Below are 14,970 nucleotides of genomic sequence, written 5' to 3' on the forward strand. Positions count from 1 at the left end.
CTAAAAATATTGTGTTATTAAATAATGAAAGAATGGTTAAAAATGTTAAATAGAAATGATTTAAATGAAAATAATGATATTTATGAATTAGGTAAAAAACGATTAGATCAAAGTAATAATCGCATTATTACTTTAAAGCAAGATATTAATGCCACAAGAATTTACTATGGTTCATTTTTAGAAATAATCGCACGATTAATATTAATTTTAAGTCAGGTTTTATTTATTGTTACTATTTTTTTAAATGCTATTAATTATGCGAAATGATTTTTAGATTTTAATAGTGAAGTCACAACAACAGTTAGAATGATTATTATTTCCATAATATTTATTTTTTCAACGATTATGGCGTTATTGTCGTCATTATTTTTTATTATTCCATTATTAGTGTGTAAAACTATTGCTAGTATTAAAAGTTGGTCAATTGTGTTTATTTTAACTGGTATTATTATTTTTTCTCTTATTTTTGCATTTAGTATTTATTTAAGAATTTATAATATCGCAACAAATAATAGTATTATTTTAAGTATCGTAGGGTTTATTTTATTAATAAGTGGAGCGCTATTGTTATTAAGTAAAGTGAAAAATCTGTCGCGTGATTTAGAAAAAGCAATTATTGAAAGTTATTTTCTTTAAATATTATTTTGAACATTAAATTTAAAATGTTATAAAAGATGATGAAAAGTGGTGATATAAGTGAGTTTTAAATTAATAAAAAAACCAACATTAAAAGTTTGATGAAATACTAAACGGGAAATAACATTGCGGTTATTAATAATTATTAATGTTGTTTTATTTTTATGCTTAAGTTATTTCATTGGTTTTGGTTGAGGACAAAATTTGCAAATTGATAAATTTATTATTGGTTTAATAGCGGATAGAAAATTTTTTAAAAATTCATATTATTTAGGACTAAGTAGTTGTGGTTTGACAGCAGTTTTAACATTAATTACACTTATTGTAATGTTAAAAGTTAAAGAAGAAAATTTTTTGAAAATATGAGTCATCATAATTGCTGTTTTATGAATAATTTATTTTTTAATAGTTTTTGCTATTAGTTTATTAAATAATTATTGACCACAATGATTATTAACTAATTTTATTATTTTTAATTTAAATTTTCTTATTTTAGAAATTAGTACCATTTGTTTATTTAAGGAAATAAAATATCAAAAAATTTTAAAGTTATCTTTTGAATATAAAAATGATAATAAAATTGGAGTAAAATAATGACAAAAAAAGTTACAAAATCACAAAAGAAAAAAATAACGATTAGTAATAATCTTTATTTAAAATTATCAGTTTCTTTTTCAATTTTAATTATTATTAGTAGTATTGCTTTTACTATTTTTAAATCTTATGATTGGGTATTTGAATATAATCCCTATAATAAAGATTGTATTAATTTTTCAAAAGAAATTGATAATATTTTCTTATTTGGCAAAGAACATAAATTTTTTGTTGCTGAAAAATCTAACGAACAAAATTTTTTAACAAAAGATTTAGCAAATTCAATTGTTAAAGAATTTAATGAACGATCACTAATTGATAGTTTATCTTCATTTAATTATAGTTTAAGAAAGGAATTCTTAGATAAATTAAATATTAAAAAAGATGGTTTAAAGTTTTTTTATGAAGCAAAGAAAATTAAGTATGTGAAATTTTTGCCAGTTAGACATAATATGAATAGTTATGGTGTTGTTAATCTTAGTCATAATAACTATTGGTATAATTTAAAAATTAATTATTTATATCAAATAGTTATATATACTGAGGAAGAGACAAAACCGATAATTTTAAATAAAAGATCTTTATTTACTTATGAGATAAATAATATTGATATAAAAACATTAATCCAAAAATATGTTAAAAATTTCCCTAGTTTTTCTAGTTTAAATAATTTTATAAATAATCATTTTCTTGAAATTTGTAATTATGATATTAATTATATTTATCAAGATTTTCAAAATCCACTTGAATTTAAGGTATACTATAATACGCAATATATTACTAGTTTAAAGCAGTTAGATAGTTTTAGTTTTAATAAACAAAATCTATTGTATATTAAACTAAGAAACCTACAAATTAATTTATCAAAAACAAATATTAATTTTAATATTAAGGAATTACCTAAATATGAAGGAAGAAAACAAAATGATAATAACTCTAGTTTACGACCAACTTTTTTAGGAACAATCCTATTAACTGTTAATGATCAGCAATTAGAAGTAAAATTGAAGTTTCAACCACAAGAAATTATTATTTTTGAATCTGAGGCTGAGAATGTTGCGAATTTAAAAATGAATAAAGGAGAAGTTAAATAATGAGTTCAAAAGAAAAAAAATTATTTAGTTTTAGTGAACAATTCCCAGAATTTGATAAACTAGAACAAGAATATAATGTTTCACCGACAACTGAGAAATTAAATGAATTAGATGAACAACGATTTCAATATGTTAATCCGCTTCAAAATAGTTTGTCGCAACGAAAAATGTATTGAGATTCAAAATCAGAAAGAGGTGCTCGGATTTTAATTATTTTCGCACAAATTTGTTTAGTAGTTATTTCGTATTTTTTTGGTCGCGATATTCTTGGGCAATCAATTTTATTATTAGCTGATCAATTAGATTTTCAATTTATTGCAGATTTAGAAGTATCATTTGATAAAACAATTGGAATAATTTTTTTAACTTTATCAGCATTATATTCATTATTATATTTTATTCCTATGGCCGTTTGTCGGCGTGCGGGCACTATTTTTGGTTGAGCGGTAGCATATATTATCTTTGCTGTTTTTTATTTTTTAATAATGATGGTTTTTATTGTGATGACTTTAGTAGTTTTTTCTAATTTTAAATTTGTTGCGACTAATTTAGCAATTTATTTAACAATGATTTTTATTTTAGTAGTAATATGAATTGTTGGTGCTGCGGTGTTAATTGTCAAAGCTGATGATATTAAACAACAAATAAGTGTTGAATAAAAAGGAGAATGAAAATAATGGCAAATACAAAACTTAGGCAACGAATTTTAAAGTTAATGCAACAAGCGTCAGTTGGTATTTTTGAGAAAGAAAATGTTTTTAAATTGGCAACATTGGCAATGTTAACTGGTGAATCAATTTTTCTTTTGGGAAAACCAGGCGTAGCTAAGTCGTTAGTTTCACGGCGAATGAAATATTTGTTTTGCCAAGCCAATGTTTTTGAAAATTTAATGAATCGTTTTTCAACGCCAGAAGAAATTTTTGGACCAATTTCAATAACTGATTTACAAAATGGTATTTATAGGCGGTTAACAACAAATTATTTGCCAAGTGCGGATATTGTATTTTTAGATGAAATTTGAAAAGCTGGACCTTCAATTCAAAATACATTGTTAACGATTATTAATGAAAAAATATTTCGTAATGCGGGGAAGGATTATAAGGTACCATTAAAATTATTAATATCAGCATCAAATGAATTGCCAGAAGTTAATCAAGGATTAGAAGCATTATTTGATCGCTTTATTATTCGTTATGTGGTTCACGGTATTGTTAATGAAGAAAATTTTAATGCTATGATTGAATCAGCAACTAAATTAGATGTTATTGTTGATGAACAATTACAAATTACTAATAGTGAGTATCATACTTGGTTACAAGAAATTGCTAAAGTAAAATTATCAGATTTATCATTAAAGTTTATTTCTCGGTTCCGGAAAAAATTATATTTAGTTACTGCCGGTAAAGCATATATTTCTGATCGTCGTTGAAATAAGATTGCTTTTTTGATGAAAGCATCAGCTTTTTTTAATGCTCGTCTTGAAACTGATAAACCAGATTGAATTATTATTGTTCATTGTATTTGAGATACAGTAGAACAACAAAAAGAATATGCTAGTTTATTTTATGAAGTTTATACTAATGCATTAACCTATGAGTTAAAAGAAAAACAAGAACAACTAGAAAATCGATTAGATAAATTAAATGAACAATTAAATAAAGTTCAATTAGAAAATATTAAGTTTTCAGTATATACTAATCCTTTTAAAGGCCAATTAGTTGGTAATTATCATCGCTTATTAGTAACAAATAAAGATTTGCCGATTTGTTTTCTTTCATTAGCTGATTATCAAAAAATTAGAAAAAATTTTAATGATTTTGAAATTGTTAAATTATCTTTTGGAAAAACCTTGAATCAATTAAATCGTCATATTAAAGTCAATTTATCTTATCATACCGATAATAAGTTAATTGATAGCAAAAAAAATATTTATCCGATTGAAATTGAAGATTTAGAATCAACTTTAAATCAAGTTACAAAAATAACAAAAGAGGTTGATAAAACGGAAAAAGAAATTAAAAATTTAACAAAAGATTTTAAAAATGAAAAAGACCGTTTATGTTCTTTATCAGCAATATTTTTTGATGAACAGTATAAAATGATTTTAGATGTTGCTTTTAATGATTTAGAAACTAATGATGAAGAAAAATTTGATATTTTACAAATTGATGCATAAGAAAAAGAGTTGTTACAAATGATAAAGTTTTTAGAAAATGCTATTGATTTAGAATTAAAAAAGCAAATTTTACGATTAAAAGAAGTTGATAAAAATATAGCATCATTTCAAACTTTTAAAACTAATTTTAAATGATTGGCAACAGCATTTGATGATGAGATTAATCATTTTTATGCAAGTCAAATTGAAGCAAAAATTATTTCTCAATCATTATCGGTTAACATTAAACAAGAAATTTATTTATATTATTGAATTCGTGAAAATGGCATTAAAGGTTTAAAAGATAATTATGAAAAAGTATATTTTACTTTAGAAAAGGTGTTATCACCATTTGTAATGAAAATGAATTACTATCACTATCTTTTGAATGATAAAACGAAAGACTTGCAACTTATTTTTCAAAATTTTATTAATAATTGAGAACAATTACTAATAAAGCGAGTTATTGATTTTAAATTAGCATCAATTAATGAATTAAGAAAAAAATATTTACGCGAAGTATATGACCGCATTGAAGTTGTTAAAAAATTTCGTCGTTTATATGGATTTATTTGAAATTTTTTTGGTCGTTTTTGAGATGGTAATGTTAAAGAAATTGAAAAGTTAGATTTAACACAATTACAAAAATTGGCAAATTTTTTGCAGTCTGATCCGGCAATTATGACAATTGCTAAATTATTAGGACGATTAAAAGGGCAATCTGATAAATTAGAAGCGGTAATTACTGAAAAGATTAATATTGAATATGAAATTCGTCCTGCTAGTAAATGACCAGAAGAAATTATTGGGATTACCGAAAATGCTGATTTAGAACATTTATTACCAATGGAACTAGTTCACTTAAATATTCCTAATTTACAACCAATTTTTTATAAAAAATTTCTTGAAAAAAAATTATCAACATTTGAATTTATTTCTAATGATGTAGTTACTGTTGAAACAATAACAAAAGTAAAAAGTAATCATTCGCTTCCAGAAACTGATGGACCATTTATTTTGTGTATTGATACTTCAGCTTCAATGCGTGGTGAACCGGAATATATTGCTAAGGCATTAAGTTTAGCAATTGTTAAACTTGCTTTAAAGCAAAGGCGAGATTGTTATATGATTAATTTTTCTGATTCGTTAGAGGTATTTGATTTAACGACAGTTAAATCATCATTAAAAACTTTAGTTAAATTTTTATCACATTCATTTCATAGTAGTACGAATATAACCCCTGCTATTGTTCAAACTATTAATGTGATGAATCATAAAAAATATCAAAATGCTGATGTATTAATTATTAGTGATTTTTTAACAATTGATTTATCATCAAAACTAGTTAATCAAATTAAAGAACCTCATAATAATCGTAATCGTTTTCATTCAATAACTATTGGTAATAATGGAAATGAACAAGTAACAAGATTTTTTGATAATAATTGAATATATGACCCGCAAAATCCTTTTACTAAAAATGATATTATTGCGGATTTAGAAATTAAAACTAGGAGTAAAAGTGGTGAATAAAAAATATTTAAGATCAAATCTTTTAGAAAAAAGAGGAATTCATTAATGTGAATAAAATTTAAGGCAATGCTTTTTAAAAAATCATTTAGTTTAACTTTTTGTGGGTGCATATTATTATTATTTTCGTTACCATTGTGTGTTTTGATTGTTGATAATTCTAATAGTAACCAATCATTAAAAATTAATCTTTCATCTGTTTTAAGTCTTTCGCCATTAACTTCATCATCAAATGTGGCTTTGATAACTTTTTTGTTATGAGGATTTTTATTTTCTTTAGCAATTATTCCTTTTGTTTATTGAATGAAAAATGGTCATCACTATTGACGATTAGCATCATTAATATTACTAATTTGTGTTAGTTTAATAATTTGTGTTATTACGATTATTAGCGTTACTAATGAGGGATTAAAAATTATGAATGTTTGAATGGTTTTTATTGGTTTTATTCCTTTTGTAATTGGCATTACTTATGAATGTTATAAGTGATTGTTAGAATTTTTACAGAATAAACAACAACATTTAAATCAAATTAAATATGCTTTAAATAAAGAAAATTCTATTAATCAAGAAGAACAATTATTAATTGCAGTTGATAAATTAAAAATTCGTTTACAAAAATTAAAAAAAGAATTAGATTGTGCTCATATAAATGGTAATATCATTTCGCAAAATTTAGAATTGAAGCAAATTAAAAGTTCTTCTTATAATAAAGAATATTATGAAGATAAAGTTAAGGAATAAAATTTAGTTTAGGATATATATTAAGGGACGCATAAAGTTTTGTTAGGTAGGTAAAGATTTGAATAAGTATTAAGACAGTCGGCAATGATTGTCTTTTTATTTTATAAGGTGTTAAAATTTTGTTCTTTGAAAATTAAATACAAGTGAATTAATAATGTTGGTATGTATTAAAGCACGATAAATTGTGGATGGTTGCCATAACCAAAAGAAAAGTTTACCAGTTAATAGATAACACCCTGTTAGCTATAGCAATTTGTTTCATTTTGCAATAAAAAAAATGAATGGGTGGATTTCCTAAAAATATACACGCTATTAAATTAGTTCCAAGGGTAGGATGCGGATATTAAAGTGTAGAAATTTCTATAATAGGGGTGTGCTAAGTTTAAAATTATTAAAATCTTTATCTAATTAAAAAACAAAATTTACTAACAAAGCTTGTTAAACACTTAAAGCGATGGTCGCGTAAAGTTTTGTTAGGTGGAAAAATATTTGATTAATTTTGAAAGAAAAGTAACTACAATTTAATTATCGTTTTATTTGAAAAATAAGTAATAAAACAAAATATTTAATTTTAACAAACATAATCTTAATAAAAGGTTATAAAAACTAAGTAAAATGCTTATAAAAACAACATTAAAATAATTTTTTACAACAAAAATCATACATAAGAAATATATACTTAATTTGCATATTGAAATAATTTATAGTAAATGATTATTTTTTCTTTTTTAAAAAATACCTAAGAAAACTAAACGCGACCATGTAAAATTACTATTTTTACTTTAACTTTTTTATACATTAGACTTCTTGCAAAATTAATTTAAAATATAATTGAATTGTTGTTTTTAATAAAAAGGTGGAATTTAAATGAAATTTAAAAAAAATAATCAAATAAGTGATAAAAATTTTTTAAGATTAACTGGTATTAAACATACTACTTTTAATAAAATGCTAGAAATTTTAAAAATAGAAGAATTAAAAAAGAGATTTCGTCGCGGAAGAACCAATAAATTATCATTAGAAAATCGTATTTTAATGACTTTAGAATATTGAAGAGAATATAGAACTTATTTTCATATTGCAAAAAGTTATGATATTAGTGAAAGTAGTTGTTATAGAAATATCAAATGAATTGAAGACACTTTAATAAAACACCCTAATTTTCAACAACTTACTGGTCAAAAATCACTATTAAAAGATTATTTCAAAGATAAGACTGTTATAATTGATGTAACTGAAAGCCAAATCCAACGCCCAAAAAAAGACAAAAACAGCACTACTCAGGAAAAAAGAAAAAACACACAATAAAAACACAAGTTATAATTGAAAAAGATAGTAAAAAAATTATTAGTTCTGATTTTTCTTATGGTAAAAACCATGACTTTAAAATTTTAAAAGATTCAAAAATTAAATTTTTACCAGAAACAACTGTTTTAGTGGATTTAGGTTATCAAGGCATACAAAAAATTAATCATAATGTTTTAATTCCTAAAAGAAAATCAAAGAAAAACCCTTTAAATAAAGAAGAAAAGCAAAATAATGAGCGAATTTCAAAAATGAGAATTGTTATTGAAAATGTTTTTGCTATACTTAAAAAATTTAAAATTATTAGTGAAAAATATCGAAATCGTAGAAAAAGATTTGCTTTAAGATTTAATTTAATAGCTTCAATTTATAATTTACAACTATTAGTTTAAATATATTTGATAATTTAAAATTTCAGTCTTTTTTTATTGTAAATAATAATTTTTATTATGTTTTAATGACAAAATATTTGTAAAAATAATCTAAAAATTATTTTAATAACACTTTTATATTTATTTTAAATTTAAAAATTATAATTATCATATTAATTTTGCAAGAAGTCTATTAAAATATAATACCGCTGTTTGTTGGTTTGGAGTTAAACCCTTATGTTGGTATTTTTATTTTCAGAGATTTAAATAATTTTGAATATTAGTAAAACCTAAACCATGATAATGAATTAAGGCTTCTTTAAGACTAGATTGTAATTTACTGATTTTATTTAAGTTACGATAACTAGCTTCAGGATTAATTGTTGTTTTAGTTACACATAAAGTAGAATTTGTTTGTTTTGCTACTAAAAAATATAATTTTTGCATATCAGAAGTAATAATTGAATTTTCGTTAATTAATTCTTTGTTCATATTTTCAATAACTCATTGTTTTTGTAAACGTTTGGTGTTTGTGGATTTAACATAAATATTGTTATTATTATCAATTGCCATTTGAATACAGCATTTAGTATTAGTTGCGAATGGGTCAAGGTAAATTCTTCGTGGATCAGTTTTATATTTGAAATTTCCTTTATGGATTTCTTTAATAAATGTTTCATCGATTTGGATTTTACCAGATAATTTTTTAAATTTTAATTGGGTATTTTCTAATTGTTTTGATTTCATTAATTTTTGACGATTATATCAAGCAGTTTTTAATGTAGTTTTAATAAAACGAGAAATTGTTTTACTAGATTGCCCCAGCAATGAAATTTGAATCAATAAATTTCATTGTTCATAATTTAAATGACTTCAATAAATAAAATGATTACGAAAAGCGTCAAAACTTGCACGGCAATTTTTACATAAATATTTTTGTTTTCCTTCTGAATTATGTCCATTTTTAACGCAATGGTAAGATTCACATTTAGGGCATTTAATACCGTGCGCTCTAAATTTTTGATCAATTTCATTTAAACGTTTTTGTTTTTTTATTAATTCTGCTTGTTGTTTGACTTTTTCATAAAATTCTAAAAATTGATCATCTGTTAAAGTATTTACTAATTCTTGAATTATTTTTTCCATAATTATTATCCACCTCTATCATATTAAAAATATACCTAAAATTAAGTATATTCAATAGACTTGGTACATAACCTTTAATTTTATCTACTATTTTGATAATATTATTTCCTAGGTGAAATACAAATGTTAGATAAATACAAAGACGAAAACGAATTTTATAGTTTAATAGGCATAAAATATAAAACTTTCATGAAAATGGTAGAAATTTTAAAAGAAGGTGAAGCTAAACAAAAACAAATTGGTGGTAGACCAAATAAATTATCAATAGAGCAAAGATTACTTATGACTTTAGAATACTGAAAAGAATATAGTACATATCGTATTATTGCAAAAAAATATAATATTAGTCATGTTAGTTGTATTCGTAATATCTTTTGAGTTGAAAATACTCTAATAAAAAATAGTCACTTTCATATACCTGGCAAAAAGATATTATTAGAAAATAAGGGTACTACTAATAATTTATTAGCAATTGATGCTACAGAAATTCCAATTGAAAGAATTAAAAAAAACTAAAATTATTATTTTCTGGTAAGAAAAGGCAACATTCATTAAAATCGCAAATAATTATTGATTTATTTAACAATAAAATTATTTCAGTAGATTTTTGTTATGGCAGTACTCATGATTATAAGTTATTTTTAAAATCAAATACACTTATAAATCCAAAATTAGAATTAATTGCCGATTCAGGATATCAAGGTTTGCAAAATGTTCATAAAAATACATTATTGCCAATTAAAAAGAGTAAAAATAATCCTTTAAATCCAGATAAAAAGGAATATAATAGCTTTTTAAGTAAAGTTAGAATTGTCATTGAACATGTTTTTGCTAGATTAAAAAGATTTAAAATACTAGTTTATCGTTATCGCAATAAGATTAGAAGATTTGGATTACGATTTAACTTAATTTCAGGAATATATAATTTTGAATTAAGCTAGTTATAGTTATGTACCAAGTCTAATAAATATCAAGAGTTTTCGACAAAATTAAAAAAGAAAAACTTTAATTAAAATTTTAAAGTTTTTCTTTTTTTGAACGCACTTTTTTAAGTGGCTTTTTGTTAGTCAAATTATCTGTTTCTAAATTCATTACCTTATGAATATAATCTTGATAATTTTCTAAAATAAATTTTGTTGTCAAACTTTTTTTATTTCAACTAATTTTTCTTTTTGCTCTAGAACCTTCAATAAACCGAACTGTCAAATAATCATTTTCATTTTCATTTATTTCATAAATTTTTTCAATGCGGATCTTTCTCCCAAAAAGAAAAACAAATTGTTTTGTAAACTTAACAGCTAAATAATCAGAAACTAAAATACAATAAACAACAGTAAAAATAAGTAAAGCAAAATTTATTGTTAATAAACTAATAGCAAATTTATCATCAGAGGATAAAGTATCACTAATGGAAAAATTATATGTTTTACTAGTAATTGCTAATATTAATGTTGTTAATTGTAACGGTAAATTCATTACAATAATTGTTAATAAAATCAATGATTGTTTCTTATTTCAAAATCCTACTTTTGATGCAACTTTGTTAAACATTGTAAAACTACCAATAATTATTGCTATCAAACCAAAATAAAATGCAAATAAGAAATAAACTATTACTGATAAATACACTTAATTATGCCTCCTTTATTTTATCTTTATTTCAATGCTAATGTAGCGCTAATTAATAAAAATTAATCAGTTTTAGTAATTCCTTCACCAACTTCATAACGATACATTACTAAAACTTTTGTATTATGCATTGTAAGAATTTCTTGAACTTTTTTCTTTTCATCAAACATAAAAGGTTGATCTAATAAAGAATATTCCCCTAACTGCTTATCTAAACGACCCTGCTTAATTTTTTCCAAAATTTCTGGTGGTTTATTTTCTGTTGCCATTTGACTATTAATAATATCCATTTCCTTATTAATAAAATCTTGAGGAATATCTTCACGACTAATAAAAGCAGGTTTTGAAGCCACAACATGCATCGCAAGTTTTTTAGCAATATCATTATCAACTTGACCTTGTAACTTAACTAAACTAGCAATACGATAATTACCATAATTATATCCCACTAATGTCTCTTGATCACTTTTAGTAATAATCGTAAAACGACGAATACTAATCTTTTCACCTAATTTATATGTTGCTTCATTTAATAAATCATTAACAACAATATTTTCTTCATTTTTTAACAATAATCTTGCTTCTAAAGTAAGTGGTTGATGTTTCAAAAATAAAGTTAAAATATTGTCTAATAATTCAAGAAATAATTTATTTTTAGCAACAAAATCAGTTTCACAATTTAATTCTAAAATAATTGCTATATCATCTGCAACTAAAACTTTTGATAATCCCTCAGTATTAATTCGCGCTTGTTTAGCTTGTGCCTTTGCAATACCATTGGTTCTTAATCATTGAATCGCTGCTTCAATATTACCATTACTCGCCTCTAATGCTTTTTTGCAATCCATAAGGCCAACACTAGTACGGTCACGCAAATTTTTAATCATTTCCATTGTTATTGGCATTATTCTTTAGTTCCTTTCTCACCGTCATTTTTTTCAATAATTTCTGCTTCCTTTTTACTTGGAGCAATAACCGTCGGTGCTGATTCAGCACTAGCATTAGTTTGTAGTTTTTCTTCTTTAAGAACAGTTAAATCACTAGCTTCAATGATAGCATCTGCAACTAATGTTGAAATTAAAGCAATTGTTTTAGCGGCATCATCATTTCCAGGAACGGGATAACTAATACCATCAGGATCACTATTAGTATCACAAATAGCAATAATAGGAATATTTAATTTCATTGCTTCTTTAATTGCATTGTGTTCAACATTAGTATCAATAATAAATATTGCTTGTGGTAACGCCCGCATATGGCGAATTCCACTTAAAAACTTATCTAATTTCTCTTTATCTTTTTGAATTAAAATTTGCTCTTTTTTTGGTAAAACAGATAATTCACCAGTTTTTTCTCGGCGTTCAATATTTCATAATTTTTTAACACTTTTTTGAATTGTTCTTAAATTAGTTAAAGTTCCTCCAAGTCATCGCTTATTAACATAAAAAGAATTACTTCTTACTGCTTGTTCTTTAACAATATTTTGAGCTTGTTTCTTAGTACCAACAAAAATAATTTTTCCACCAGTTTTAGTTATTGTTTTAATAAACTCTAAAGCTTCTTCTAACATAATCATTGTTTTATGCAAATCAACAATATAAACCCCACTTTTTTCAGTGAAAATATACTTTTTCATCTTGGGATTTCATCTTTTAGTTTGATGACCAAAATGAGTACCCGCTTCTAATAACTGTTCCTTAGTAACACTTGCCATATTTATTTCCTTTCGTTTTTCTTCCATATCCTTCTAACATTAATCACTTAATTTAATAAGCACTAGACTAATGAATCCACATATGTGTTGCTTTTAAAATATTAGCAAGTAAATTATAACACATTTACATTAAATCAATTACACCATTTTATTTTAAGGTCGCGTTTAGTTTTCTTAGGTATTGCTTTGAAGAAGTAAAACAATCAGCTAATTATATTATTTAATTACTAAACTAACCCTGCCTTTCTTGTTATTGTCCTTTTTATTCATTAGACTTCTTGCAAAATTAATATGATAATTATAATTTTTAAATTTAAAATAAATATAAAAGTGTTATTAAAATAATTTTTAGATTATTTTTACAAATATTTTGTCATTAAAACATAATAAAAATTATTATTTACAATAAAAAAAGACTGAAATTTTAAATTATCAAATATATTTAAACTAATAGTTGTAAATTATAAATTGAAGCTATTAAATTAAATCTTAAAGCAAATCTTTTTCTACGATTTCGATATTTTTCACTAATAATTTTAAATTTTTTAAGTATAGCAAAAACATTTTCAATAACAATTCTCATTTTTGAAATTCGCTCATTATTTTGCTTTTCTTCTTTATTTAAAGGGTTTTTCTTTGATTTTCTTTTAGGAATTAAAACATTATGATTAATTTTTTGTATGCCTTGATAACCTAAATCCACTAAAACAGTTGTTTCTGGTAAAAATTTAATTTTTGAATCTTTTAAAATTTTAAAGTCATGGTTTTTACCATAAGAAAAATCAGAACTAATAATTTTTTTACTATCTTTTTCAATTATAACTTGTGTTTTTATTGTGTGTTTTTTCTTTTTTCCTGAGTAGTGCTGTTTTTGTCTTTTTTTGGGCGTTGGATTTGGCTTTCAGTTACATCAATTATAACAGTCTTATCTTTGAAATAATCTTTTAATAGTGATTTTTGACCAGTAAGTTGTTGAAAATTAGGGTGTTTTATTAAAGTGTCTTCAATTCATTTGATATTTCTATAACAACTACTTTCACTAATATCATAACTTTTTGCAATATGAAAATAAGTTCTATATTCTCTTCAATATTCTAAAGTCATTAAAATACGATTTTCTAATGATAATTTATTGGTTCTTCCGCGACGAAATCTCTTTTTTAATTCTTCTATTTTTAAAATTTCTAGCATTTTATTAAAAGTAGTATGTTTAATACCAGTTAATCTTAAAAAATTTTTATCACTTATTTGATTATTTTTTTTAAATTTCATTTAAATTCCACCTTTTTATTAAAAACAACAATTCAATTATATTTTAAATTAATTTTGCAAGAAGTCTATTGTATTTATTCGTTTACCAACTTTTAACATTAGAAAATGACCTCGTTTGTTTTCTAATTCTCTACGAGCATTTTTGTAATTTTTTTCTTTATATCCGGTATGAAAAGTAACTAAACGAATTCTCTGGTCTTGTTTAACTTTCTGATCTAATGTCGCTAAAAATGTCTCATCTAGTTGAATATATAAATCCTTATTTTTGACATCAATTCTAGTTTTAGTTTCTTTTTCTGCTAGTTGAAAATATTCGGCAATATCATATTTATTTAAAATGCTTGAAATACTAGCTTTTGAAATATAACAATGATTTAGAGCATCTAAAACATCGCGATATCGTTTACCATCACCCAAAAGACTTAAAACTTTAAATTGGACATCAAAATAAATGCGTTGTTTGGGTAATAGACCAATTTCTTTATCTAGTAAACATACATATTCAAATTTACCTGATTTTTGATTTCAATATTTATATCGGCGTCGTTTAAAAGTAACATCACCAAAAATTGTAATAATTGTTCTTGGTGCAAAATGAACTACTTTATAACCTTGTTTTAAGCGATAATGATATTTATATAAGTATTCATCTAATTTTTCATATTCATTAGCTAGTTGTTCGCATTTGTTGGTGTACATATTTTTATGGGTTGTAAATAAACTGAATCAATGTTTATTTTCTGGGGTTTTTACATTATTATTAATTTCTAACATAAAAAA

General features: G+C 23.6%; 17 protein-coding genes. 10 read left to right on the forward strand and 7 right to left on the reverse strand.

The window, feature by feature from the left end; all coding sequences use genetic code 4:
• The first annotated feature begins 42 nt into the window (after positions 1 to 42).
• The 8 genes from AAHM82_RS07500 (at position 43) to AAHM82_RS14075 (ending at position 8,450) form a co-directional block, all read left to right on the forward strand.
• A complete protein-coding gene (locus AAHM82_RS07500; protein ID WP_342263495.1) occupies positions 43 to 636 on the forward strand; it encodes a hypothetical protein in 594 nt (197 codons plus the stop codon).
• Positions 637 to 1,229: 593 nt separating this feature from the next.
• On the forward strand, positions 1,230 to 2,324 hold the full coding sequence (locus tag AAHM82_RS07505; RefSeq protein WP_342263496.1) for a hypothetical protein: 1,095 nt from the start codon (positions 1,230 to 1,232) through the stop codon (positions 2,322 to 2,324).
• A complete protein-coding gene (locus AAHM82_RS07510) occupies positions 2,324 to 2,983 on the forward strand; it encodes a hypothetical protein (RefSeq protein ID WP_342263497.1) in 660 nt (219 codons plus the stop codon). Before AAHM82_RS07505 ends, AAHM82_RS07510 begins: the two co-directional genes overlap by 1 nt.
• Before the next feature lie 17 nt (positions 2,984 to 3,000).
• Positions 3,001 to 4,500 (forward strand): AAA family ATPase, encoded by a 1,500-nt coding sequence (locus AAHM82_RS07515; protein ID WP_342263498.1) that lies wholly within the window; start codon positions 3,001 to 3,003, stop codon positions 4,498 to 4,500.
• A gap of 18 nt (positions 4,501 to 4,518) precedes the next feature.
• Entirely contained in the window at positions 4,519 to 6,012 is a 1,494-nt protein-coding gene (locus AAHM82_RS07520; RefSeq protein ID WP_342263499.1) for a VWA domain-containing protein, read from the forward strand.
• Between the two features lie 45 nt (positions 6,013 to 6,057).
• Positions 6,058 to 6,753: a hypothetical protein gene (locus AAHM82_RS07525; RefSeq protein ID WP_342263500.1), complete on the forward strand. Its 696-nt coding sequence runs from the start codon at positions 6,058 to 6,060 to the stop codon at positions 6,751 to 6,753.
• Between the two features lie 867 nt (positions 6,754 to 7,620).
• Complete coding sequence (locus AAHM82_RS14070; protein WP_342263396.1) at positions 7,621 to 8,061, forward strand: transposase family protein; 441 nt, start codon at positions 7,621 to 7,623, stop codon at positions 8,059 to 8,061.
• Complete coding sequence (locus AAHM82_RS14075; protein WP_342264845.1) at positions 8,058 to 8,450, forward strand: transposase family protein; 393 nt, start codon at positions 8,058 to 8,060, stop codon at positions 8,448 to 8,450. The genes AAHM82_RS14070 and AAHM82_RS14075 overlap by 4 nt, the downstream gene beginning before the upstream one ends.
• A gap of 228 nt (positions 8,451 to 8,678) precedes the next feature.
• On the opposite strand, the gene AAHM82_RS07535 is transcribed toward AAHM82_RS14075, so the two are convergent.
• A complete protein-coding gene (locus AAHM82_RS07535; RefSeq protein WP_342263501.1) occupies positions 8,679 to 9,575 on the reverse strand; it encodes an IS1/IS1595 family N-terminal zinc-binding domain-containing protein in 897 nt (298 codons plus the stop codon).
• 123 nt (positions 9,576 to 9,698) lie between these two features.
• Between AAHM82_RS07535 and AAHM82_RS07540 the strand changes: the two genes are divergently transcribed.
• Together AAHM82_RS07540 and AAHM82_RS07545 are read left to right on the forward strand one after the other, a co-directional pair.
• Positions 9,699 to 10,091, forward strand: a complete 393-nt coding sequence (locus AAHM82_RS07540; protein WP_342263426.1) for a transposase family protein — start codon at positions 9,699 to 9,701, stop codon at positions 10,089 to 10,091.
• Between the two features lie 5 nt (positions 10,092 to 10,096).
• Positions 10,097 to 10,516 carry a transposase family protein gene (locus AAHM82_RS07545; protein WP_342264846.1) on the forward strand — a complete coding sequence of 140 codons (420 nt, stop codon included), beginning with the start codon at positions 10,097 to 10,099 and terminating at the stop codon, positions 10,514 to 10,516.
• A 76-nt stretch (positions 10,517 to 10,592) separates the two neighbouring features.
• Here the strand turns inward: AAHM82_RS07545 and AAHM82_RS07550 are convergent, their stop codons facing one another.
• The 6 genes from AAHM82_RS07550 to AAHM82_RS07570 form a co-directional block, all read right to left on the reverse strand.
• On the reverse strand, positions 10,593 to 11,126 hold the full coding sequence (locus AAHM82_RS07550; RefSeq protein ID WP_342263502.1) for a hypothetical protein: 534 nt from the start codon (positions 11,124 to 11,126) through the stop codon (positions 10,593 to 10,595).
• 140 nt (positions 11,127 to 11,266) lie between these two features.
• Positions 11,267 to 12,109 (reverse strand): translation elongation factor Ts, encoded by an 843-nt coding sequence (gene tsf, locus AAHM82_RS07555; RefSeq protein ID WP_342263503.1) that lies wholly within the window; start codon positions 12,107 to 12,109, stop codon positions 11,267 to 11,269.
• Complete coding sequence (gene rpsB / locus AAHM82_RS07560) at positions 12,109 to 12,918, reverse strand: 30S ribosomal protein S2 (RefSeq protein ID WP_425289019.1); 810 nt, start codon at positions 12,916 to 12,918, stop codon at positions 12,109 to 12,111. Before rpsB ends, tsf begins: the two co-directional genes overlap by 1 nt.
• 442 nt (positions 12,919 to 13,360) lie before the next feature.
• Complete coding sequence (locus AAHM82_RS14080) at positions 13,361 to 13,753, reverse strand: transposase family protein (protein WP_342264845.1); 393 nt, start codon at positions 13,751 to 13,753, stop codon at positions 13,361 to 13,363.
• Positions 13,750 to 14,190, reverse strand: a complete 441-nt coding sequence (locus tag AAHM82_RS14085) for a transposase family protein (protein WP_342263396.1) — start codon at positions 14,188 to 14,190, stop codon at positions 13,750 to 13,752. Before AAHM82_RS14085 ends, AAHM82_RS14080 begins: the two co-directional genes overlap by 4 nt.
• 48 nt (positions 14,191 to 14,238) lie before the next feature.
• Positions 14,239 to 14,964, reverse strand: coding sequence for a UPF0236 family transposase-like protein (locus AAHM82_RS07570; protein WP_342263505.1), 726 nt, complete (start codon positions 14,962 to 14,964; stop codon positions 14,239 to 14,241).
• Positions 14,965 to 14,970 lie beyond the last annotated feature (6 nt).

Source organism: Spiroplasma endosymbiont of Clivina fossor, assembly GCF_964031115.1.
Lineage (GTDB): Bacteria > Bacillota_I > Bacilli_A > Mycoplasmatales > Nriv7 > Nriv7.